This window comes from Paraburkholderia sp. CNPSo 3272 (genome assembly GCF_024206495.1).
Lineage (GTDB): Bacteria > Pseudomonadota > Gammaproteobacteria > Burkholderiales > Burkholderiaceae > Paraburkholderia.
Window position 1 is genome coordinate 187885 of record NZ_JAMBPQ010000008.1, and the last position, 20084, is coordinate 207968.

The 20084-nt window shown below is 65.3% G+C and carries 18 protein-coding genes; 9 read left to right on the plus strand and 9 right to left on the minus strand.

Annotation, left to right across the window (positions count from 1 at the left end):
- The 4 genes from M3I53_RS13275 to M3I53_RS13290 all read right to left on the minus strand — a co-directional run bounded on the left by M3I53_RS13275 (position 1) and on the right by M3I53_RS13290 (position 4427).
- The gene (locus M3I53_RS13275; RefSeq protein WP_254316378.1) at positions 1-2568 is read right to left on the minus strand and encodes an FtsX-like permease family protein; all 2568 of its coding nucleotides are present in this window, start codon (positions 2566-2568) and stop codon (positions 1-3) included.
- A 69-nt stretch (positions 2569-2637) separates the two neighbouring features.
- Positions 2638-3324 (minus strand): ABC transporter ATP-binding protein, encoded by a 687-nt coding sequence (locus M3I53_RS13280; RefSeq protein WP_254316433.1) that lies wholly within the window; start codon positions 3322-3324, stop codon positions 2638-2640.
- Between the two features lie 25 nt (positions 3325-3349).
- The gene (locus M3I53_RS13285; RefSeq protein ID WP_254316379.1) at positions 3350-3823 is read right to left on the minus strand and encodes a bacterioferritin; all 474 of its coding nucleotides are present in this window, start codon (positions 3821-3823) and stop codon (positions 3350-3352) included.
- A gap of 112 nt (positions 3824-3935) precedes the next feature.
- Positions 3936-4427, minus strand: coding sequence for an SRPBCC family protein (locus M3I53_RS13290; protein WP_254316380.1), 492 nt, complete (start codon positions 4425-4427; stop codon positions 3936-3938).
- A gap of 103 nt (positions 4428-4530) precedes the next feature.
- Between M3I53_RS13290 and M3I53_RS13295 the strand changes: the two genes are divergently transcribed.
- The 5 genes from M3I53_RS13295 to M3I53_RS13315 all read left to right on the plus strand — a co-directional run bounded on the left by M3I53_RS13295 (position 4531) and on the right by M3I53_RS13315 (position 9723).
- Positions 4531-5127: a DUF1571 domain-containing protein gene (locus tag M3I53_RS13295; RefSeq protein WP_254316381.1), complete on the plus strand. Its 597-nt coding sequence runs from the start codon at positions 4531-4533 to the stop codon at positions 5125-5127.
- Positions 5128-5425: 298 nt separating this feature from the next.
- On the plus strand, positions 5426-6481 hold the full coding sequence (locus M3I53_RS13300) for a hypothetical protein (protein ID WP_254316382.1): 1056 nt from the start codon (positions 5426-5428) through the stop codon (positions 6479-6481).
- Between the two features lie 52 nt (positions 6482-6533).
- Positions 6534-6902, plus strand: a complete 369-nt coding sequence (locus M3I53_RS13305; protein ID WP_254316383.1) for a DUF2784 domain-containing protein — start codon at positions 6534-6536, stop codon at positions 6900-6902.
- Between the two features lie 135 nt (positions 6903-7037).
- A complete protein-coding gene (locus tag M3I53_RS13310) occupies positions 7038-8312 on the plus strand; it encodes a DUF2252 domain-containing protein (RefSeq protein WP_254316384.1) in 1275 nt (424 codons plus the stop codon).
- 172 nt (positions 8313-8484) lie between these two features.
- Positions 8485-9723 carry an NAD(P)/FAD-dependent oxidoreductase gene (locus M3I53_RS13315; protein ID WP_254316385.1) on the plus strand — a complete coding sequence of 413 codons (1239 nt, stop codon included), beginning with the start codon at positions 8485-8487 and terminating at the stop codon, positions 9721-9723.
- Positions 9724-9772: 49 nt separating this feature from the next.
- On the opposite strand, the gene M3I53_RS13320 is transcribed toward M3I53_RS13315, so the two are convergent.
- Positions 9773-10717, minus strand: a complete 945-nt coding sequence (locus tag M3I53_RS13320) for a LysR family transcriptional regulator (RefSeq protein WP_254316386.1) — start codon at positions 10715-10717, stop codon at positions 9773-9775.
- 126 nt (positions 10718-10843) lie between these two features.
- On the opposite strand from M3I53_RS13320, the gene M3I53_RS13325 reads away from it, so the two are divergent.
- Together M3I53_RS13325 and M3I53_RS13330 are read left to right on the plus strand one after the other, a co-directional pair.
- Positions 10844-11485: a glutathione S-transferase family protein gene (locus M3I53_RS13325; RefSeq protein ID WP_254316387.1), complete on the plus strand. Its 642-nt coding sequence runs from the start codon at positions 10844-10846 to the stop codon at positions 11483-11485.
- A gap of 33 nt (positions 11486-11518) precedes the next feature.
- On the plus strand, positions 11519-13558 hold the full coding sequence (locus M3I53_RS13330; RefSeq protein WP_254316388.1) for a pyridoxamine 5'-phosphate oxidase family protein: 2040 nt from the start codon (positions 11519-11521) through the stop codon (positions 13556-13558).
- 252 nt (positions 13559-13810) lie between these two features.
- Here M3I53_RS13330 and M3I53_RS13335 read toward each other — a convergent pair whose 3' ends face one another.
- Positions 13811-14395 carry a DUF308 domain-containing protein gene (locus M3I53_RS13335; RefSeq protein WP_254316389.1) on the minus strand — a complete coding sequence of 195 codons (585 nt, stop codon included), beginning with the start codon at positions 14393-14395 and terminating at the stop codon, positions 13811-13813.
- Between the two features lie 150 nt (positions 14396-14545).
- On the opposite strand from M3I53_RS13335, the gene M3I53_RS13340 reads away from it, so the two are divergent.
- Positions 14546-16027, plus strand: a complete 1482-nt coding sequence (locus M3I53_RS13340) for an HD domain-containing phosphohydrolase (RefSeq protein ID WP_254316390.1) — start codon at positions 14546-14548, stop codon at positions 16025-16027.
- A 170-nt stretch (positions 16028-16197) separates the two neighbouring features.
- Here M3I53_RS13340 and M3I53_RS13345 read toward each other — a convergent pair whose 3' ends face one another.
- On the minus strand, positions 16198-16563 hold the full coding sequence (locus M3I53_RS13345; RefSeq protein WP_254316391.1) for a hypothetical protein: 366 nt from the start codon (positions 16561-16563) through the stop codon (positions 16198-16200).
- Positions 16564-16589: 26 nt separating this feature from the next.
- Complete coding sequence (locus M3I53_RS13350) at positions 16590-17036, minus strand: hypothetical protein (protein ID WP_254316392.1); 447 nt, start codon at positions 17034-17036, stop codon at positions 16590-16592.
- Between the two features lie 167 nt (positions 17037-17203).
- Between M3I53_RS13350 and M3I53_RS13355 the strand changes: the two genes are divergently transcribed.
- Positions 17204-17899 (plus strand): response regulator transcription factor, encoded by a 696-nt coding sequence (locus tag M3I53_RS13355; RefSeq protein ID WP_254316393.1) that lies wholly within the window; start codon positions 17204-17206, stop codon positions 17897-17899.
- Here the strand turns inward: M3I53_RS13355 and M3I53_RS13360 are convergent.
- Positions 17896-19908: a hybrid sensor histidine kinase/response regulator gene (locus M3I53_RS13360; protein ID WP_254316394.1), complete on the minus strand. Its 2013-nt coding sequence runs from the start codon at positions 19906-19908 to the stop codon at positions 17896-17898. The two genes, M3I53_RS13355 and M3I53_RS13360, sit on opposite strands and share 4 nt — an antisense overlap.
- Between the last annotated feature and the right edge of the window lie 176 nt (positions 19909-20084).

Genomic DNA, 20084 nt, shown 5'->3' on the forward strand with positions numbered 1-20084 from the left:
TCACCAGTCGTCGCGCACGGCGCGCACCGCATTCACCGACATCGCGGCGCGCGAACTCACGAGCGCCGTGAGCGCGGCGGCCACGACGACCGCCGAAGCCAGCGCGGCCAGCAGCCCCCACGGCATATGCACACTCATCGTCCAGTGAAACGACTGCGGGTTGACGACATGCACGAGCACCATCGCGAGACTCAGGCCCAGCGTCAAGCCGGCAAGCACGCCGAGCAGGGCAACGAGCGCACCCTCCATCGCGAGCATGAGCGCGATCTGGCGACGCGTCACGCCGATATGCCGCAGCATGCCGAACTCGCGCGTGCGGGCGAGCGCTTGCGACCCGAAGCTGGCGCCGACGCCGAACAGACCGATGATCACCGCCACCGCTTCCAGCAGATACGTCACGGCGAAGCTGCGGTCGAAGATCCGCAGGCTCGCCGCGCGGATCTCGCCGGGCTGCGCGAACTCGAGGCGCTGCCCGCCGTGTACGCTCTCGCGCAAGCGTGCGATCGCCTGCGACGGCGCCACGCCCGGGTCGAGCCACAAGGCGGCATCGGTTACGCGCGTATCGCGAGTCAGCCGGCGATAGTCGTTCGCGTCGATCACGATGGCGCCGAACTGGCGTGCATAGTCGCGCCAGATGCCGTCCACCGTGAACGGCAAACGCTGTCCCGCCAGCGGCAGCGTGATGCGCTGGCCCGTGTGCATCCCATACAGATCGGCGGCCGCCTCGCTGATCCACACCGGCGGCGGCTCGCCGGCTTGCGGTACGCGAGGCGCCGTCGTCAGCGGCAGGCGCGCGGCGGGGTTACGCGCATCGATGGGCCGCGCGAGCAGGCTCACGGGCGGCAGGCGAGCGGCGAGCGAGATTTGCGTCGCGCGCAGAAACTCGGCGCGCGCAATGCCGGGCGTAGCTGCGATGACTGCCTGATCGCCCGGTGAAAGGAATGCGCTGTCGCCACCCGGCGAAGCGCGCAGATAGAGCGGCGCGGGCAGCAGCAACTGCAGCCAGTCGTCGACGGCGACGCGAAAGCTCGACACCATGATCGCCATCGCCGTCATCAGGCTGAAGCTCGTGACGATGCCCGCGAGCCCAATCGTCGCGCGGCCGGGGGCATTGGCGAGCTGTGCCAGCACGAGCTGTGGCAAGACATGATTCGAGCGCGGCAGCACGGCGAACACGGCGCGCGCGAGCGCCGGCATCGCCAGCACGCCGCCCAGCAGCAATAGCGCGATAGACAGATAGCCGAACACCGGCAAGCCCGCCACGGGCGGCAATAGCGTGGTTAAGAGCCCGGCGGCGATCGCGAGCAGCGCCGCCGAGACCGTGCGTTTGGTACGCAGCCGGGCGGCCGGCGCTTCCTCGTCACCCGCCTTCAGCGCCCGCGCGGGCCGCGCCCTCGCGGCTTCGAGTGCCGGCGCGAGACTGCCGAGCACCGACGCGGCCATTCCCAACGCAAAGAAGATCGCCGCGGGCAGCGCGTCGAAATGCACGCGCGGCTGCACCCCTTCGAAATAGCCGCCGCCCAGATCGCCGCCCGCATAGCGGAGCACGGCCGCCGCGAGCGCGAAGCCGATGGCCAGACCCGCCGCCGCGCCGAGCACGCCGAGAATGGCGCTCTCCGAGACGACGAGCCACAGCACGCCACGCTGTGTCACGCCGATCGCGCGCAACAGCGCAAACTGCGCACGACGCCGCAGTACGGCCAGGGCCTGCATCGTGAAGACGAGGAATGCCCCGGTGAACAGCGCCACGAGCGCGAGCACGTTGAGATTCGCGCGATACGCACGCGAGAGCATCGAGGTGCGCTGGGCGTTGTCACCCGGTGTCAAGGCGGCGACACCAGCGGGCAAGTGCGGCGCGAGCGAATGCGCGAACACTTCGGCATCGACGCCCGGCTTGAGCTTGATGTCGATGCGCTCGAGCGTGCCGAGGCGCTGCAAGCGCCATTGCGCGGCGCCGATGTCCATCACGCCGACGCGCACCGCATCCCCCGATGCGGGCAGCACGCCCGCGACACGTAGCGCGACCGAACCGAGACCGACCTGCACCGTGAGCGAATCGCCGGGCTTGAGCGCGAGCCAGCTCAGCGCGGCTGGCGATAGAAAAACGGTGTCGGGGTCGAGCAGATCGAGCGTGGCGGCCTTCGTACCGTTCGTACCATGCGTGCCATGCGTACGATCGGCCAGATCCACGCGTCCGACGAGATTCGGCGTGACATACCCTGCGCGAAACACATCGACGCCGAGAAGTTTCAGCGACTCGTCGCGGCCCGCCACGCGCGCATCGACCTCCACCACCGGGCTGGCCGCGGCGACCTCGGGCAAGCGCGCAATGCGCGGATACAGCGCTTCGTCGAAGCCCGCGCGCGGGCCGCGCAATTCGATATCGGCGTTGCCCATCAACGAGTTGACGGTGGCCGACAGCTCATTGAGCGCCGCACGATTGATCAACTGCACGGCGTAGCCCATCGCGACGCCCGCGGCAATCGCGAGAATGCCGATCAGCGTGCGCAGCGGATGCGCGCGCATTTCACCGGCGATGAGCGCCGCGCCGACGCCGCCAGCAGGCATGCGATCGCCTCGGCAATGCGATGCGGCAGCGTCGCGCGATGAACCCACGGCACCGAACCAGCGCATCGCCTACGCGCCGCCTGCGCCGGGCGAGTACGGCTCGAGCCCGGCGGGGGTGAGCCGCAGCACGCGGTCGGCGGCAGCCGCCACGGCGACCGAATGCGTCGCGAGCAGCACGCCCGCGCCGTTCTTTTGCGCCAGTTCGCGCAGCAGCGCGAGGATGCGCATCGCCGTGTCGTGATCGAGATTGCCGGTGGGCTCGTCGGCCAGCACGAGACGCGGCTGATGCACGAGCGCGCGCGCGATCGCCACCCGCTGCAACTCGCCGCCCGACAATTCACGCGGCAGCGCGCGCTCGCGGCCGCCGAGCCCGACTGCGTGCAACACCGACGACACGCGCACCGGCACATCTTTCGCCCGCATGCCGTTCAGGAGCAGCGGCAGCGCGATGTTCTGCGCCGCCGAGAGGTTCGGCAGCACATGGAAAGCCTGGAACACGAAGCCCATCTTCCGGCGACGCTGCAGGGTGGCCGCGTCGTCATCGAGGGTGCCGAGGTCGTTTCCGTCGAAGACGATCTGTCCCGCGTCCGGCCGGTCGAGACCGGCCGCGAGATTGAGCAGTGTCGATTTTCCGGCGCCCGATTCGCCCATGATCGCGACGCATTCACCCGAGCGCAATTCGAGGTTCACGGCGCGCAGCACGTTGCGCGGCGTGGTGCCGTCATAGTGCTTCGATACGTTGGCGAGCGTCAGCATCATGTCGAGCCTAACGCAGCGCCTGTCAGGCGGGCCCCATGTCCTGCTGCGGCGACGTCGCGGTCGTGCCGGGACGGCGCAGCATCTTGTCGACCTCGCCCGCGTGCAGTTCCTCGACCTGAATCATCTGGCGCGCGTACTCCTCGAGCGCAACCGAGCGGTTTTCCACGCGCGCAAGCAGTTCGCGGTAGAGGCCGAGCGCGATCTGTTCGGCCTCGAGCGATTCGCGCAGGATGGCCCCGATATCGAAGGTATGGGAATCGAGCAGCGGACCGATGGCGAGCGACGGATATGCCCCGAGCGTCGTGATCCATTCGCCAGCCTGCTGCGCATGCAGGAGCGACTCGTCCGCCTGCTGCCGCAGCCAGGAGACGATCGGAATGCGGTTGAAGCCGAACACCAGGAACGAGTAGTGCGTGTACCGCACAACGCCCGCCAGCTCGGATTCGAGGATCTTGTTCAGCACTGCGACGACCGGCTCCTTGTCGATCTCAGTCATGTTGCCTCCCATGCACAGCAAGTAAGCGGTGGGCAATGTTCATAACACCTCCGTCTCGCAGAAATCTTGCAGAAAGCGTGTGCAAGCGCACTGACGAATTCGATTGTTGCACTTATCGTGGTTTCCCGCTTGGGTCGATCAACCGTGCTTCGAGCAGGCGCGCAAGCGCCAGGCCGCCTTCGCGCATGATCGAATCGTGATTCCAGCGGAATATCAACCGCGCGAGGGGCGCGAATGCGAGCGCGCTCATCCACGCACTGGCCGTCCTGACCTGCCAATCGTAGCGCACCACCGTGCGGCCGCCGTCGGCCGCGAAATGCCAGCGCCCCACGCCCTCCAGCGCGCCGCTGGCCTCGCCCTCGAGGGCGACGAGCGGCGCGACGCGCGTGACGCGCACGTCGATGATCACGCGATATGGCAGCACGCCTTTCCACGTATAACGATGCACCGCGCCCAGCCCGTCGGTCTCGCCGGCACGCAACTCGCGTACCGCTTCGACGTTCTTCCACCACCTCGGCCAGTTCGTCGCATCGTGGATCGCGTCCCATACCGGCTGCACCGGCGCCTCGATGCACCACAAGGTGGTCAGACGGAATTCCGCCATCGCTCGCTTCCTCCTTGTTTGCGATACGGCTACTGTGCATTGCGCGGTGCGAAGCCGTGCTCCAGAATGACCCATCTTCCACCTTCGAGTATAGGAGGGGCCAATGACGCTCACAGACCGGGATTTCGTGGCCGTCGCACAGGCGCGCTTCGATGCGCTCGCAAATTACGAGGTCACATTGAAATCGACATCGGCGGGAGCGGAAACGGTCGAGGTCCTCTATGGCTACCGAAAGCCCGGCTTCGTTCGGATGGACTTCATCCGGCCGCACGGCGGCGCGACGCTCACCTTCAATCCGGAATCGGGCAAGGTCAAGCTCTGGCCGTTCGGTATCGACACGTTTCCGCAGCTCACGCTGGCTCCCGACAATCACATGATTCAGAGCCCCCAGGGTCATCGCGTCGACGAGTCCGATCTCGGCGCACTGCTAGTCAATGTCCGTGCGCTGCAGGAACATGGGGACACGCAGGTCGTCGGCGCCGAGACGATCGGCACGCACGAGGCGGCGCATGTGATCGTGACGGTCCGGCCCGAACACTTCGTGAGCGACGTGTTCCGTTATGAGTTATGGTTCGACTTGAGCCATGGTTTGCCCATCAAGGTCGTGAGCGAGGGCGAGTCACACGAGCCGATCGAAACGGTGCTGATGGAAAACCTGCGCATCGACGTGCCGGATTCGCAACTCAGGCCGTTTCGCTAGTCGCGCGAGTGAGTGACTGGCATTGGGGATGTCATTTAATCCTCAGGTTAATCAAGGCGTAAACATGACATCCTAGAATGCTTCAACGCTTAGGATGCCGAATGACAAGCCAACCCAAGCGCGCGCGACGAGCACGCAATCGTCAAAAACATACGTCTGATCCCCAATCGTTGCTAACGCAGTCAATTACGAATCCGTCGACGGAATCTACCACGAGCGCCCCGCTCGCCTGCGAACAGGAAGCGGCGGCGCTCTGCCCGAAAGGTATTCTCCGTTCGCCGGGTCGAAGGGACATGGCATGTTCAGAAACTTCATCGAGTTCGCAAGACAGGTACGGCGCAGCGAAGACTTCAAGAACGCGCTCAATACGCCAGGCCGCCTGTCACTGCATGCGAAGCAGCGCCTCAACCGCGGCTACTTCGTCGTAGAGATCCGCGCCAATTCGGGCTTTTTTTCCGTCATGCAGATCGTCCTGTGCATCCTCCTGTACTGCGACGAGAAGCATCTGACGCCCGTTATCTCGGCGCGCGGCGGCATCTATGGCGACCCGGAAGGCAAAATCGACTGGCTTGCCGAGTACTTCGAAAGCCTCAGAAGTTCTGCCCTGCCAGACGCCGTAACGGCTGGTTTGCGAACGTCGATCGTGCGCGATCTCGGCGATCTGGGCTTTCGCCGTTACGAAGCCGGCCTACGGCTTGAGCGGGCGAGTACGCTATTCCTGTCGAACTACCGGCCAGGCGAATCGATCCGCGCGGAAGTCGCGCGCATCTGCGAGCGGCTCGATATCGGCGCGTCGACGCTGGGCGTCCATTTTCGCGGCACGGATAAAAAGTTCGAGGCTCACACGATCGAGTGGAGTGCGTTTTGCCGCCAGGTCGAGTCAACCCTCGCGGACGATCACCGACTCACGAACATCTTCGTCTCCAGCGACGAGCAGCCCTTCCTCGACTTCTTCCGGAAGTGGGGCTTCGCCGTGCCCGTCAACGTCGCGCCTGCCACGCTGCTCGCGAGCGGCGACAAGCCCGTGCACTTCAGCGGACATCCCGGACTCGCAATCGGACGCGAAGCACTCGTCGCGAGCCTGCTACTCGCAAACTGCGGCCATTTGATCAAGACGCCCTCGTATCTCTCCGCGTGGTCGAAGATCTTCAATCCGTCGCTGCGAGTGACGCTCGTCGTGCCGCCACGCGCAAACGCGTTCTGGTTTCCCGATAGTCAGATCTGGACCGAACAGAACAGGCGTGACAACGACCTCGTGATGCCTGAGATCGAAAACGCGGCTTTCGACTCGCCTTTTACGGCAGCCGCGTCGACGCCAAGCGCGGGAACCCTCCCCCGAGCCATCGACCTTTGAAGCCGTATCATCGAAGCCAGAACGCAGTGCGAGGGCAACTGCGAGCATCGTCATGAACTGGCTGGCCAATACCGTTCTCGTACTACACGCGCTGGTCGTGCTCTTCATCGTCGGCGGATTGCTCGCTATCTGGGCGGGCGCCTGGCTCGGGCGCGCCTGGGTGCGCAACCGCGCGTTCCGGCTCACGCATCTGCTTGCGATAGGCGTCGTCGCCCTTCTTGCGGTCCTCGACATCCCGTGTCCGCTCACCGTGCTCGAGGACTGGCTGCGTACCGGGCACGCCGGGCCGCAGGGCTTCATCCAGCGCTGGGTCGGCGCCTTGCTGTATTACGACTTGCCCGGCTGGGTGTTCGCGACAGCCTATGCGGGATTCCTGCTGGTGGTGGCGGTGACGTGGTTTCGTGTCCCGCCGCGTTCGTGACGGCAAACAGCACATCGATCTTTCGGCCGGCACGACACTGGCACGACGCAGGCGGCACACGGCTTGCTCTCGCCCCCCGAACGCTGACACCGGCGGCGACGCAATTCAGCGCATGCAAAATGGGGGATAACGAATATGTCCAGCGAGAAAAAAAGCCGCAAACCGCCGAAAGGGACAAAGCCGAAAGTTTCGAAAGGCGCAGGGCCCTCGAAGACGCTGCCCAAGCCCCGCGAGCGGGCGGCCATCCTGACTGCGCAGCGCCGCCTGAAAATGGCGCGCTCGCCTCATGCTTACGTGCGCGGCAATACGGCCCAATTCTATGAATGGATCGTCGAGACGAACGGCGGCTCGCTGCCGCGCGGCCCGGCGATCTGGATCTGCGGCGATTGCCATACCGGCAATCTCGGCCCCGTCGCGAATCAGGAAGGCGAGGTCGAAGTCCATATCCGCGACCTCGATCAGACCGTGATCGGCAACCCAGCGCACGACCTCATCCGCCTCGGCCTCTCGCTTGCGACCGCGGCACGCGGCTCTTCGCTTTCCGGTCTCACCATCGTGCACATGATGGAAGCCCTCGCAGCGGGCTACGAATCTGCGTTCGGGCCAAAGGGCGCAAAGGTCCAGAAGTCCGGGCGCCCCGAACCCGTGCATCTTGCGATGAAAGCGGCCGTACGACGTTCATGGCAGCATCTGGCCGAAGAGCGCATTGAGGATCTCGAACCCACGATTCCGCTTGGCAAGCGTTTTTGGCCGCTCACGCCCAACGAGCGCAAGGCAATCGACACGCTCTTTCGCGACGAAGCCATCGCGAGTCTGCCCACGGGCCTGCGCGGCCGCAACGATGCCGGCAAGGTCGAGGTGATCGACGCGGCGTATTGGGTCAAGGGCTGCAGCTCGCTAGGCAGACTTCGCTATGCAGTCCTGCTCGATGTCGACGGCGGGGTGATCGATGGCGACGATCTGTGCCTCATGGACATCAAGGAGGGCGTGAAAGCCGCTGCACCGCGTTACGAAGACGCATCGATGCCGCGCGACAACGCCGAGCGAGTGGTGGAAGGCGCGCGCCATCTCTCGCCCTTTCTCGGCGAGCGCATGCGGGCGTCCCGCCTGCTCGATCGCGCCGTGGTGATTCGCGAATTGCTGCCGCAGGATCTCAAGCTCGAAATCGACGAACTCGAAGAAAGCGAGGCGCGTAAGGTCGCGTTCTATCTCGCGGCGGTGGTAGGCAGCGCGCACGCACGCCAGATGGACCCGCCGACACGGCGCAGCTGGCTCACCGAACTCCGGCGCGCTCGCTCGAAGACGATCGATGCGCCCCTGTGGCTCTGGACAAGCATCGTGCAACTGGCGAGCAGCCACGAAGCCGGCTATCTCGAACATTGCCGCCGCTATGCCACCGGCGTGAATTGAGGCAACCTGCCGACGCTCGGCCTCGTCATCCAGATGCCTCGCATCCTATGCGCGTCGCATAATAGCGCTATCCGCACGCCTTGCGACTCGCACGCTCACGCGCCTCATGCGCCGTCGGTTTGCTGACGTCCGGGTTCGCCTCGCCTCGCCGACATGGCACGGAGGTTTTCATATGACTCAGGGCAGCTACGACATCGTGATCGCGGGCGGTGGTCTTGGCGGCGCAACGCTTGGCCGTGCACTCGCAGGCGCCGGCGTGCGCACGCTCATCGTCGAACGCGAGACGGCGTTCAGGGACCGCGTGCGGGGCGAGGGCATGATGCCCTGGGGTGTCGTCGAAGCCCGCGCGCTCGGCATCGATCGGCTGCTCTGTGACGACGGCGCGCACATGGTCCCGTTCTGGCGGCGATACAGCGGACTGGTGCCAGCCGAATCCCGCAACCTCGCGGATACCACTCCCGGGCACACCCCGTGTCTGGACTTCTATCATCCGTCGATGCAGCGCACGCTGCTCGACGCGGCCGAGTCATCGGGAGCCATCGTGCTGCGCGGCGCTGAGGTCGTGCGCGTCGATGGGGGCGATGCGCCTGGCAAACCGCCGGTAGTCGAGATCCGCACGGATGGCGGCACCCATCGGGTGAAGGCTCGGCTCGTGGTGGGCGCCGACGGACGCAGGTCGACGGTGCGCAGGATAGCCGGCTTCACGCTCAACCAGGATCCCGGGCGGCTGGTCGTGGCGGGGGTGCTCTACGAAGGGCTCGATACGCCGGAGGATTCGGTCCACCACTTCCAGTGCCCGGCGTTGGGACAGGCCGCATTGATTTTTCCGATCGGGCAGCAGCGGTTCAGGTCGTACTTCGTCTCTTGGGTCGGGCAGCGCGCACACCCCATCAGCGGCAGCGGGCATATCCGCGAGTTCCTCGACGCCTGCGTCGACACGGGCGTGCCGCGCGACTGGTTCGAACGCGCGAGCGTCGTTGGCCCGCTCGCGGCGTATCCCGGCGCCGACCTCTGGGTCGAACATCCCTGCATCGGCAGCGTGGTGCTGATCGGCGACGCGGCGGCGGCCAGCGACCCGTCATGGGGATGCGGGCTTTCGCTGACGCTGCGCGACGTCAGGGTGCTGCTCGACCGTCTGCTCGCAAACGACGACTGGGAAGCCGCCGCGCACGCGTATGCCTTCGAGCACGACCGCTATTACGGCGCCCTGCACCGCGTACTGGACTGGCTCACCCAGTTGCTGTACGAACGCGGCGCGACCGCCGACGAGCGCCGCGCCCGCATCCTGCCTTGTTTCGCCATGGAGCCCGATCGCGCGCCCGATCTTCCGGGGCTCGGACCGGAGACGCCATCGGACGAAGAAGCTCGCCGGCGGTTTTTCGTCGAGGATGGTTTTTTGCCTCCAGACTGATCGCGCGGCGCATGTCCAACGTCATGCACGCAAGCGTGCACAGGCACACTTACGCGGCACTATTCGCGATCCTTGCCTTGAGCGCCTCGATGACCGCCCGCACCTTGCCCGACGGGTAGCTCGTCGGTGCGAACACGGCCTGCACGCTCAACGGCGCGCCGGACCATTCGGGCAGCAAGCGCACGAGCGCGCCGGACGCGAGATCCGCGCGGGTCGAGAAATCGGTCAGCGCGGCAAAGCCGCCACCCGCGAGGACCGCCGCGCGCGCGGACGTCGCCGTGTTTACGATCAGCGCATTCACGCAGCGCACGCGGCGCACGGCTTTGTCGTGCCTCACCCGGCCCGTCGCGAGACGCCCGGCATCGCGCGTCAACTCGAGCGTCGAAGGATGCCGCAGCACGCTCATCGCGATATGCGGCAGGCACGCCAATGCATTCAGCGACCTCGGCATGCCGTGCCGCGCAACGAACGCCGGGCTCGCGACCAGCCAGCGCACGTAGCTGCCGAGTTTCACTGTGCGGTAGTTCGAGTCGGGCAGATTGCCGAGCCGCACCGCGAGGTCGATCCCCTCGCCGATCAGGTCGACGTAGTGATCGGCGCAAACCAGTTCGATGTCGAGTTCCGGATAGACAGCTCGCAGATCGACGAGCGCGGGCGCGACGATCTGCGCGCCGTAGTCGACAGGCGCGCTCACCCGCAGCGCGCCGCGTGCGGGCGTGGCCTCGTCCGAGACGGCCGCCAGCGCCTCTTCCGTCATCTGCAGGATGCGGCAGCTGGCGTCGTAAAACGCACGGCCCGCATCGGTCACGGAGAGCTGCCGCGTGGTGCGCGTGATCAGGCTCGCGCCAATTTCGCGTTCGAGGCGCTGCATATGCGCGCTGACCATCGTCTTGGCGATGCCCAGCCGCTCAGCCGCGGCGGTCAGCGAGCCCGCTTCGACCACGGCGACGAACACCGCCAGCCGGTTCAGATTCACGTCGCGTACATCGGTCATGGGCGATTGTCCACTTTCGATAGAAAATGAATGCAAGCTTAGCAGTCTTCTCGCGCGCGCCGTCATTGCCTAATCTGAACGCACACTGACGCTTCATCCCGAGGCGCTTTCGTTATGGAGAATGCGATGCCCGCCATGCGTCCCGCCACGCCGATCCGCTTGTACACCATGCTGCTATCCGGCCACGGACACCGCGTCCGGCTGTTCCTGTCCATGCTGGACCTGCCGTTCGAGATCGTGCCGGTGGATCTCGCCGCGGGCGAACACCGCCAGCCCGCGTATCTGAAGCTCAATCCCTTCGGCCAGGTGCCGACCATCGTCGATGGGGAGACGGTGCTGTTCGATTCGAACGCGATTCTCGTCTATCTGGCGAAGCGCTACGGCGATCCGTCGTGGCTGCCGGACGACCCGCTCGGCGCGGCCGCCGTGCAACGCTGGTTGTCGCTCGCAGCCGGTCCGATCGCGTTCGGGCCGTGCGCCGCGCGCCTCGTCCACGTATTCAAGCGCGATCTCGACCTGGGGCGTGCCCAGCAAATCGCGCAGACGCTGCTGCCGCTGCTCGATGCCGAACTCGCGCACAAGCCGTTCGCCGCGGGCGATCACGTGACGATCGCCGATATTGCCGCGCATACCTACATCGCGCATGCCCCAGAAGGCGGCGTGTCGCTGGAGCCGTATGCGCATCTGCGCGCATGGCTCGAACGCGTGGCCGCGTTGCCCGGCTTTGTGCCGATGCCATCGACGAAAGCGGGTCTGCTCGCCGCCTGAACGGTACCTGTGCACCGCCAACCCGAGGCCGCCATGAATGCTCTGCCCGAACTGAATCCGCACCGCGCCGCCGGGCCGTTTCACGACGGCGAGCGCGAGGCCCAATTGCGCGCGGGCGTGGCCGACGTCGCACTCGAAAACGGCTCGCGCGGCACCCGCGATTACATGCCGGACCAACATCGCGCGTTCTTCGCGATGCTGCCGTTCATGGTGTTCGGCGGGGTCGATGCAACCGGTCAGCCGTGGGCGACGCTGCGTGCGAACACGGCGGGCTTCGTGTCGACGCCGGACAACCGCACGCTGCGCATCGACGGCGGCGCGCTGCCGGGCGATCCGCTCGAAGGAAGCTGGGTGCCGGGCGCGCGTATCGGCGGGCTCGGCATCCAGCCACATACGCGGCGGCGCAACCGCGTAAATGGCGTGATCGAAGCGGTCGATGGCCGCGTAGTGACGCTCGCCGTCGAACAAAGTTTCGGCAATTGCGCGAAGTACATCAATGGACGTGAGCCGGCATTCGTCGGCAATGCGCCGGCGCACGCCACAGTCGAACGTGCGCAGGCGCTCTCGGAGGAAGACCGTGCGCTGATCGCGCGCGCCGACGTATTTTTCATCGCCACCGCCAATCTCGACGAGGCAGCGGGAGCGGCGGGCGGCGCCGACGTGTCGCATCGCGGCGGCATGCCGGGCTTCGTGCGGATCGACGACGCGCGCACGCTGACCGCGCCCGACTTCAGCGGCAACAAGTTTTTCAACACGATCGGCAACCTGCTGCGCGATCCGCGCGCGGGGTTGCTGTTCGTCGACTTTGCGCGCGGGGATCTGTTGTATCTGGCCGTACGCGCCGAGGTGATCTGGGACGGCCCCGAAATCGCGCAATTCGCGCTGGCACAGCGGCTGATGCGCTTGCATGTGGCAGAAGTGCGCCGCGTGCGGGAAGCCTTGCCGTTGCGATGGTCGGCGGTCGACTATGCGCCGCAGTTCGCGCAGGCTTCGACGGAAGCCTCGCCAGCGGAGGCCCCGAAGAAAACCGACACGCGCCCTTGGCGCACGCTGCGTGTGGCCGAGTGGCGCGACGAATCCCCGACGATTCGCTCGTTCCATTTCGAACCGGTGGACAGCGAGCCACTCGCGCCGTTCGAAGCCGGGCAGTACCTTCCGCTGCGCATCACGATGCCTGGATCGGACAAGCCGCTCATGCGCACCTATACGCTCTGCGCAGCACACGACGCCGCACGTCCGGCGCGCTACCGGATCAGCGTGAAGCGCGACGGCGCGGTGTCGCGCTGGCTGCATGATCACGCACGCATCGGCTCGCTGATCGACGCCCTGGCGCCGCGCGGCTCGTTCAAGCTCGATGCAGGCAGCCCGCGCGCGATCGTGCTGGCGGCGGCGGGCATTGGCATCACGCCGATGCTGGCGATGCTCGACGCGGCACTCACGCTCGCGCCGCAAAGGCGTATCCACGTGTTCCACGGAACGCGCGGCGAGCACGAAAGGCCGTTCGCAACTGCGCTGCGAGAGATCGGACGCGCGCATCCGAACGTCTCGGTGCATCTGTACGACAGCGCCGCGCAGCACGATTCGCCCGATGACGACCGGCTCGCGGGCCGAGTGAACCTCGATGCATTGCGTCGCTTCCTGCCGTTCGACGACTACGACTTCTATCTGTGTGGCCCCGAAGCGTTCATGCGCGATCTATACGACGGCCTGCGCGCGCTGAATATCGCGGACGAGCGGATCCGCTTCGAGTCGTTCGGGCCATCCAGCCTGAAGCGTGTGCCGGACCACGCTCCCGTTGCGAGCGACGCAACGACAGCCCGACCGGTGACATTCGCCCGCACGGCGAAAACGGTGCAATGGCAGCCGCCGCATGGTTCGCTGCTCGATACCGCCGAGCGCTGCGGCGCCGACGCGGTGTCCAGCTGCCGCTCCGGCATGTGCGGGACCTGCGCCACGCGCGTCCTCGATGGCAGCGTGGAATACGAGCAACCGCCGGAGTTCGACGCCGAGCCGGGGTACGCGCTGATCTGTGTCGGGCATCCGGCAGCGGGCGGCGTGACGCTGGATCTCTAGCCGCGTTGCTTGCTTCAACCGCGTCCGGCGTCGGCTCGGCGCGCCCGCAATCGCCATTTGCACGCTGTAGCACCGGCCGGACTTCCTGATCGAAGCGGAGCTGCGCAGTGGCGCCTCGAAATCCCTTGCGAGCCGGTCGCTCCCCGGCCTTACGCAGACACTGGTTGCCCCGGTTGTGCAGCGATTGTGTGCCTGTCTGCAGGCGAACGCGCCGATGATCTAGTCAGGCGACACGTCAACTGCGCCGGGACATCAAGACGTTCTCGCCATCTTGCTTCGCAGTTGGCCAGCCGAAAGCCACAAGGCAGAGATCAGAAAGTAGACGGCGCCGACCGCTGCATAGCCCGCCACTTTCTCGATCGCCGAGGCCAGAGGCATGCCGCCCTGCACGATGAAGAACACCCCTGCCAATGCCGATTGAGCACCGCTCAGTATCATCGCCCATTGCGCACCGAAGCGCTTCCAGCGACGCACGGCGGTACCGAGCTGAAGCAACCCGGACAGGATGGCCCACACGCCAAACACGCCCAGCACCCCATGCGCGCCCAGCTTCAACGCCACGATCACGGCGACCGTCGTCATGATGCTAATGCCGACGTTGACGACTTGTGTACGGTTTTCATCCGCCCCTCCGCTGCGCAACATGTCGAGGTAGTTGGCCAGGGCATCCCATGCCGGATAGACGACAAGCAGTGCAGCGATTCTGGCTGGCGAATGCTGCCCGAGCGAGAAAGCCAGTGCCACCCAGGCAGCGGAAAACGCGGTCCGCACAAAGTAATACTGCTTGAGCCAGCTCTCTTCGCGAGTGAGCGTGATATCTGCGTGTCGATCAGCCATTGCAGCTCCTGAACAGTTCGTGACAATGGTGCAAAGGATCGCACTCGCGTCGCCTGTGGGGCATCGGTCGAATGACCGACCCTCGCGGGATCGAACGGCGTTGTGACGTATAGTGATCGAACGCCTGACGTGCGCCCTGCCTCCATGCCGATGACCGACGACAAAGCTCGCCTTTTTCCGCTGCGCGTGTTCGATGCCGTGAAAGCCCTCGCCTTCATCGGCGATCTGAGCATGGGCCAGCCCACCGATCATTCGCCGCGCACCGCATGGCTCGCGGCGCGCCTCGCGCGAGCCGCCCGGCTCGACGCGTCGACGATCGATACCGTGCGGGAGACCTCGCTGTTGCGCTGGTCGGGATGCACGGCAAACGCGGCGGGCTTCGCCGACGTTTTCGGCGACGACATCCAAAGCCGCGTCTCGATGCTTGACGGCAGCACAGACTGGCTCGCGCCACTTGAGTCGCGTGGCGGTGCCGCCGCGGTGCTCACGCCGCTCGCGCAGGCCCACTGCGAAGTGGCGGGCGAGGTGGCGCGCATGCTGGGCCTCCCCCTCGCAACCGAAACGGCGTTGCGTCATATCTTCGAAATGTGGGACGGCGGCGGTCTCCCCGCGCATCTTGCACGCGAAGCTGTGCCGATGCCCGTGTTCATCGTCGCGCTTGCCGGAGACCTGGAGATTCTCAGTCGCACGTATGGCGTCGAGCAGGCGCTTGGTCTCATCGCGCAACGCGCCGACACGCGCTATCCGCTGCGGCTCGTAGAAACCGCGCAGCGCGGTGCGCCCATTTGGCTCGCGGAACTGGAACGTACGTCACCCGCCGATCTCGACGCTGCGCTAACGACATCGCCTATGCAGCAGGCAACGTCGGCGGAGTTGATCGCCGACGTCATCGACCTCAAGCTGCCCTGGATGACCGGCTTCTCGCGCGCGGTCGCGGCGACGGCCGCCCGGTGTTGCGAACGTCTCACGACAGACAAAGCCGCGCACGAACGCGTCTATCGCGCAGGATTGATTCATGGGATCGGGCGGGCGGCGGTGCCCAACGGCATCTGGAATCTGAGCGCGCGTTTGCCCGCAAGCGCCTGGGAGAAAGTGCGCCTCGTGCCTTACTGGACGTCGCGCGCAGGCAGGCAGGCCGGCGCGCTCGGTGATGCGGCCGACCTAGCATCGTATGCGTACGAGCGGCTGGACGGCTCGGGTTATTTTCGCGGCGCGCGCGGCGAGGCCATGACGCTCGAGGCACGCGTGCTGGCTGCGTCGGTGGCGTGGGTCGCGTTGCGCTCGGCGCGTCCGTGGCGAGCCAGGCTTTCCGACGACGCAGCCGCGCAACAATTGCGCGACGAGGTCACGAGCGGCCGGCTGAGCGGCGAAGCGGTCGATGCGCTACTGGCCGAAGGCGCGGTCGCCGTCAGGCGCCCCGCGAGCCACACGCCGCAGCGCGCGCCGCTAACGCCGCGCGAAATCGACGTGTTGCGTGCCATCTCGCGCGGTGCGAGCAACAAGGAAGCCGCGCGAGAACTGGCGCTGAGTCCGAGCACAGTGCGCACGCATGTCGAGAGCGTGTTTCGCAAGTTCGAATGCTCGACCCGCGCGGCGGCGACACTCAAGGCATCGGCAATGGGCCTGCTTTAGCGGCCATCCCGTTGCGCTCTCGAAGAGAAAGCCGCCGTTGCCGTGTCCGGTGGCAGTAGCGCGCGGCGGATAGTGCATATCAACAGCGTCTTTATCGCTGATCGTTTGGTGGTCTCTCACGCTTCCCGAACTTGTTAGATCTCCTCTGTTCCCCCGGATTCAGGCATGACTCAGTCTATTTCTTGCCCCACGGCTCTGGCCGTAAACCGATCCAGCAAACACTGCAGCCGACGCTCCTGAATGTGCAGGATCCCAGGTGTCGAACGGAGCTCGATCACGCGGGAGTGCCAATAGCTCGCACTGAATATCGCCATCGCCTTGTCCGCGCTGATCGCGCTTTCGAGGTGAGCAATTGCGGTGTCGAGAGTGTGGACACTGTAGGGACTCTGAGGACGCCTTTCTGTCTCTGTCTTTATCTGAATCGTTTTCTCGCGCCCGGCCCGCTTGCCCCCGGCCTGGCTTTCGCGTTCCTGCGCAAGCCGGGTTTGCAGGCGCTGCTCGTCGAGCGCGTCGCACCGAATGGAGTTGTCTTGCATCGCACGGTCTCCTCGTCGGCGATCGCTCACCATTTACCATCGAGCATGTTCCGGCGCTCGCTGATGATGGCTGTCGGGCCCGGATTCTCGTGATTAACCAGGGTCGCATCGGTGCACACGGCGCGGGCCGCTTTTGAGCCACGCCGGTGGCGTGCGACGGACTCCAGCAGGCTCAACGTAATGCAGAAGGTCCGGTCGATCTGCTCCGTCCAGCACTTCTGGTCATAGGCGGCCAAGGCCTGCACGAAGACGTCGTAGATCTGGTCCGGGAAAGTCACGCCGCTCGACTCGATGCGGACCATGAGCGCCCTTGCCCGAAGCAGCTCGGCCAGGATCGTCGCGTCCGGCTGCGTTGCCGGTTCGGGCTCCGGCTTGCAAGGGCGTGCGCGCGTTTCGTCATCCGACGCGAAGCGGAAAATGTTCAGCAGGCTTTTGAAGTCGGGATGCGGCGTATGCATGATGGTGTCCCTCATCGTCCGAACTGCAGCGACTCCATCGTGCGCGTACCGGGGTTCCGGCAAAACCGGCCATGCCGGGGGAAAAACGCCTCCAGAAGGCGGCCCTACAAGCGTCCCCCGCTTTGGGGGGATCGCAACCTGAAGGAATACGGGTACAGTGATCCCCACTAGAGAGGCGCTCGATGGACAACCTGTATTTCCGGCACGTACTACTCGTCGAAGACGAGGGCTTGACGCGTATTGCGATGAAGAGCCTGATCCTGACTTCGGAACCGACGCTCGACATCGACGAGGCCGGCTCGTACGACGCCGCTGTCGAACGGCTGCAGAACAAGGCTTACGACCTGGTCTTTCTCGACTACCAGATCGGGAACAATCACACCGGGCTTGATTTGTTGCGCTGGCTGCAGGAGAACGAGCGCGCGGCGCATGTGGTCATGCTGTCCGCGCAGGACGACCGCGAAACCGTGCTGGACTGCATCAAGAATGGCGCCGGCGGCTTCATCTCGAAGGCCAGCGAGGAAGGCGGTGCGGTGTTCCGGGAAGCCCTGCAGACGATCCTGAACGGACGGGTCTACCTGCCCAACAGCGTACTCGGCAAGGGCGGCCATACCCCGCAGTCGCCGGGGCCGAGCAAGGCCATTCCGATCGACTCGCTGAACTTGCCGCCGCGCCTCGCGCAAACCCTGGGTTTTCTGCTGCAGGGCATGTCGAACAAGGCCATCGCGCGAAAAATGAACATCTCGGAGAACACCGCGAAGGAGTACATCAGCGATCTGCTGAGCCGCTTCAACGTATCGCGGCGAACTTTCCTGATCGTCGAAATGGCACGCCGCGGCATCGAGATTCCCACCGTCGCGCACGCCCCGGCGGTCTAGGTCGCCCGGCCCGACGCCTCCGTCAATTCGAGCATGCGCGCGATCAGCAGGTCGGGAGCCAGTGGCTTGCTGAGGACGCAGCGCTCGGGCAACACGCCCTGCGTGCTTGCCATGGCTTCCCCCGTCACCACGAGGCACGGCACGGGCCGCGCAACGTGCTCGCCCAGCAGACGGATGACGTCGTGTGCGGTCGCATTCTCCGGCAGCCGGTAGTCGCTGATCACCAGGTCCGGCACGCGCTCGATCGTCTGCAACAGTTCGCCGAGTTCGGCAGCGGACCGAACCGAATCGGACAGCACTCCCCAGCGTGCAAACAACGCCTCCATCGAGGCGCGCACGAGGCTGTCGTCCTCGACCAGCAACACGTAGAGACCGCGCAGCGACGACGGTGACGGCGACAAGGCCGCATCGGCGGACGATATCGCGGCATCCTCGTGTGCAAATTGATCCGCTACCGGTATGCGCACCGAGAAGCGCGACCCGTGCCCCTCGATCGACTTGAGTTCGAGACGATGCCCCTCGAGCAGGGACACCACCGCATTCACGATCGACAAACCGAGCCCGAGCCCTTTCTCGCGGTCCCGCTCCGGGTTGCCGAGCTGGACGAACGGCTGGAAAATCGCGTCCCAATGTTCCGACGCGATGCCTATGCCGTTATCGAGCACGTCGATCCGCACATAATTAGGCATACGTACCAAACCGACGAGCACCGTGGAGCGACCCGCTTTCGAGGGATCCGAATATTTGATGCCGTTCGCAATGAGGTTGCTCAGCACGCGGGGAATCCAGTCGGCGTCGGTGCGTACCCATGCGGGCTTTTGCAGCGCTCTGGCATAGCGCAGCACGACGCCGCGGCTTGCAGCGAACGACGCGAGCTGCTCGACCGCATCCTCGGTCACGCGGCTCAGGTCGACGCTCGTATAGGTCGGGTCGACGTGACCCGACTCGAGCTTCGACAGATCGAGCACCGCGTTGAAAAGACGCGCCGTCAATACCGACGCCTTGCGCGCCTCGCCGATCAGCTTGCCCGACGCTTCGATGTCGCGCGCCTCCAGCGCTTCGTCTGCAGCCGCAAGAAACAGGTTCAGCGCATGCATGGGCTGGCGCAGGTCGTGCGCGGCCGCGGCCAGAAAGCGCGACTTCGCCCGGCTCGCCTGCTCTGCGGCTTCGCGCTGCTGCTCGCGCAAGGCGATCAGGGCTTCCGACTTGGTCTGCTGGTCGCGCCGTGCGCGCTCGAGGTCATGGTGCTTTTGCGCAAGCTCTGCGTTGGCGCTTTGCAGCGCATCGTTGCTCTGGGCTAGCGCCTGGACAGCAACATACCGGTCGCGCACATGCCGCTCGGCATTCACGTTGACGCTGTGCCCCAGCACGGCGACGTTCAACAGATAGAACATGCCCGCGGCGAAGTTGTCCGGCTCGACCGCCTGAGTGAGCAGCTGTGCCATCACGATCACGGCAATCACGCACGCGCTGAGCATGAGTGTCGCCTTGGCCCGCAAGCGAAGAAAGCCAAACAGATAAAAGAGAATTAAATAAAAACCGACAAAAAAATGGGTGAAATTGAACGGGCGCGGGGCAAGGACCGTTTGCATCAACAGGCAAAAGCACATGAACGCCAGGCCCGACAGCAGGATCCAGTGTGCAACCTTGTCCCGATGAAATTCGAGCCTGAAGGCCAGAACGATGCCGACGGTCGCGCCAATCGCACCGGCGCAACGGAACGCGAAAACCTCCGGGAAGTACGGCCGGAACGCCGTACTCGTCTGCGCGAGACTGATTTCCCAAAAGCCGAAGCACACCCAGATCAGGGTTCCGAGCACCAGCGCCGCACGGCGAAAGTCGGCAAAGCGCCGGCCGTACTCCTCGGTAAATTCTCGTTCGACCTGCGGATCCGCGAAGCGGGCGGGCCAGCACAGCATATCGACCAGCCATGCGCGAACCGCGCTGGGCGCATGCGAACGTTTGAGGAATGCCGATTCCGTCGCCGATTGAAACCTGAATATGCTCATCGCATCTCGCCGGTATGCTCGCTGGCTAACGAAGCAGGAAGCACGTCGTGTGCTTAGTCGTGCCAATCCATTCTAGCCGGTCACAGCCTGCCCCGCCCGCTTCCCCGCTGGAAGCGAGGCATGTTACGCCAGCGGACCACAGGAGAATGTCACATAACATGGTGTTCGACGTGCGA

Bases quoted from the DNA above. Each gene is read 5' to 3' on its own strand.
- M3I53_RS13275 (WP_254316378.1), bottom strand. From the start codon at position 2,568: ATGCCTGCTGGCGGCGTCGGCGCGGCGCTCATCGCCGGTGAAATGCGC.
- M3I53_RS13280 (WP_254316433.1), bottom strand. From the start codon at position 3,324: ATGCTGACGCTCGCCAACGTATCGAAGCACTATGACGGCACCACGCCG.
- M3I53_RS13285 (WP_254316379.1), bottom strand. From the start codon at position 3,823: ATGACTGAGATCGACAAGGAGCCGGTCGTCGCAGTGCTGAACAAGATC.
- M3I53_RS13290 (WP_254316380.1), bottom strand. From the start codon at position 4,427: ATGGCGGAATTCCGTCTGACCACCTTGTGGTGCATCGAGGCGCCGGTG.
- M3I53_RS13295 (WP_254316381.1), top strand. From the start codon at position 4,531: ATGACGCTCACAGACCGGGATTTCGTGGCCGTCGCACAGGCGCGCTTC.
- M3I53_RS13300 (WP_254316382.1), top strand. From the start codon at position 5,426: ATGTTCAGAAACTTCATCGAGTTCGCAAGACAGGTACGGCGCAGCGAA.
- M3I53_RS13305 (WP_254316383.1), top strand. From the start codon at position 6,534: ATGAACTGGCTGGCCAATACCGTTCTCGTACTACACGCGCTGGTCGTG.
- M3I53_RS13310 (WP_254316384.1), top strand. From the start codon at position 7,038: ATGTCCAGCGAGAAAAAAAGCCGCAAACCGCCGAAAGGGACAAAGCCG.
- M3I53_RS13315 (WP_254316385.1), top strand. From the start codon at position 8,485: ATGACTCAGGGCAGCTACGACATCGTGATCGCGGGCGGTGGTCTTGGC.
- M3I53_RS13320 (WP_254316386.1), bottom strand. From the start codon at position 10,717: ATGACCGATGTACGCGACGTGAATCTGAACCGGCTGGCGGTGTTCGTC.
- M3I53_RS13325 (WP_254316387.1), top strand. From the start codon at position 10,844: ATGCCCGCCATGCGTCCCGCCACGCCGATCCGCTTGTACACCATGCTG.
- M3I53_RS13330 (WP_254316388.1), top strand. From the start codon at position 11,519: ATGAATGCTCTGCCCGAACTGAATCCGCACCGCGCCGCCGGGCCGTTT.
- M3I53_RS13335 (WP_254316389.1), bottom strand. From the start codon at position 14,395: ATGGCTGATCGACACGCAGATATCACGCTCACTCGCGAAGAGAGCTGG.
- M3I53_RS13340 (WP_254316390.1), top strand. From the start codon at position 14,546: ATGACCGACGACAAAGCTCGCCTTTTTCCGCTGCGCGTGTTCGATGCC.
- M3I53_RS13345 (WP_254316391.1), bottom strand. From the start codon at position 16,563: ATGCAAGACAACTCCATTCGGTGCGACGCGCTCGACGAGCAGCGCCTG.
- M3I53_RS13350 (WP_254316392.1), bottom strand. From the start codon at position 17,036: ATGAGGGACACCATCATGCATACGCCGCATCCCGACTTCAAAAGCCTG.
- M3I53_RS13355 (WP_254316393.1), top strand. From the start codon at position 17,204: ATGGACAACCTGTATTTCCGGCACGTACTACTCGTCGAAGACGAGGGC.
- M3I53_RS13360 (WP_254316394.1), bottom strand. From the start codon at position 19,908: ATGAGCATATTCAGGTTTCAATCGGCGACGGAATCGGCATTCCTCAAA.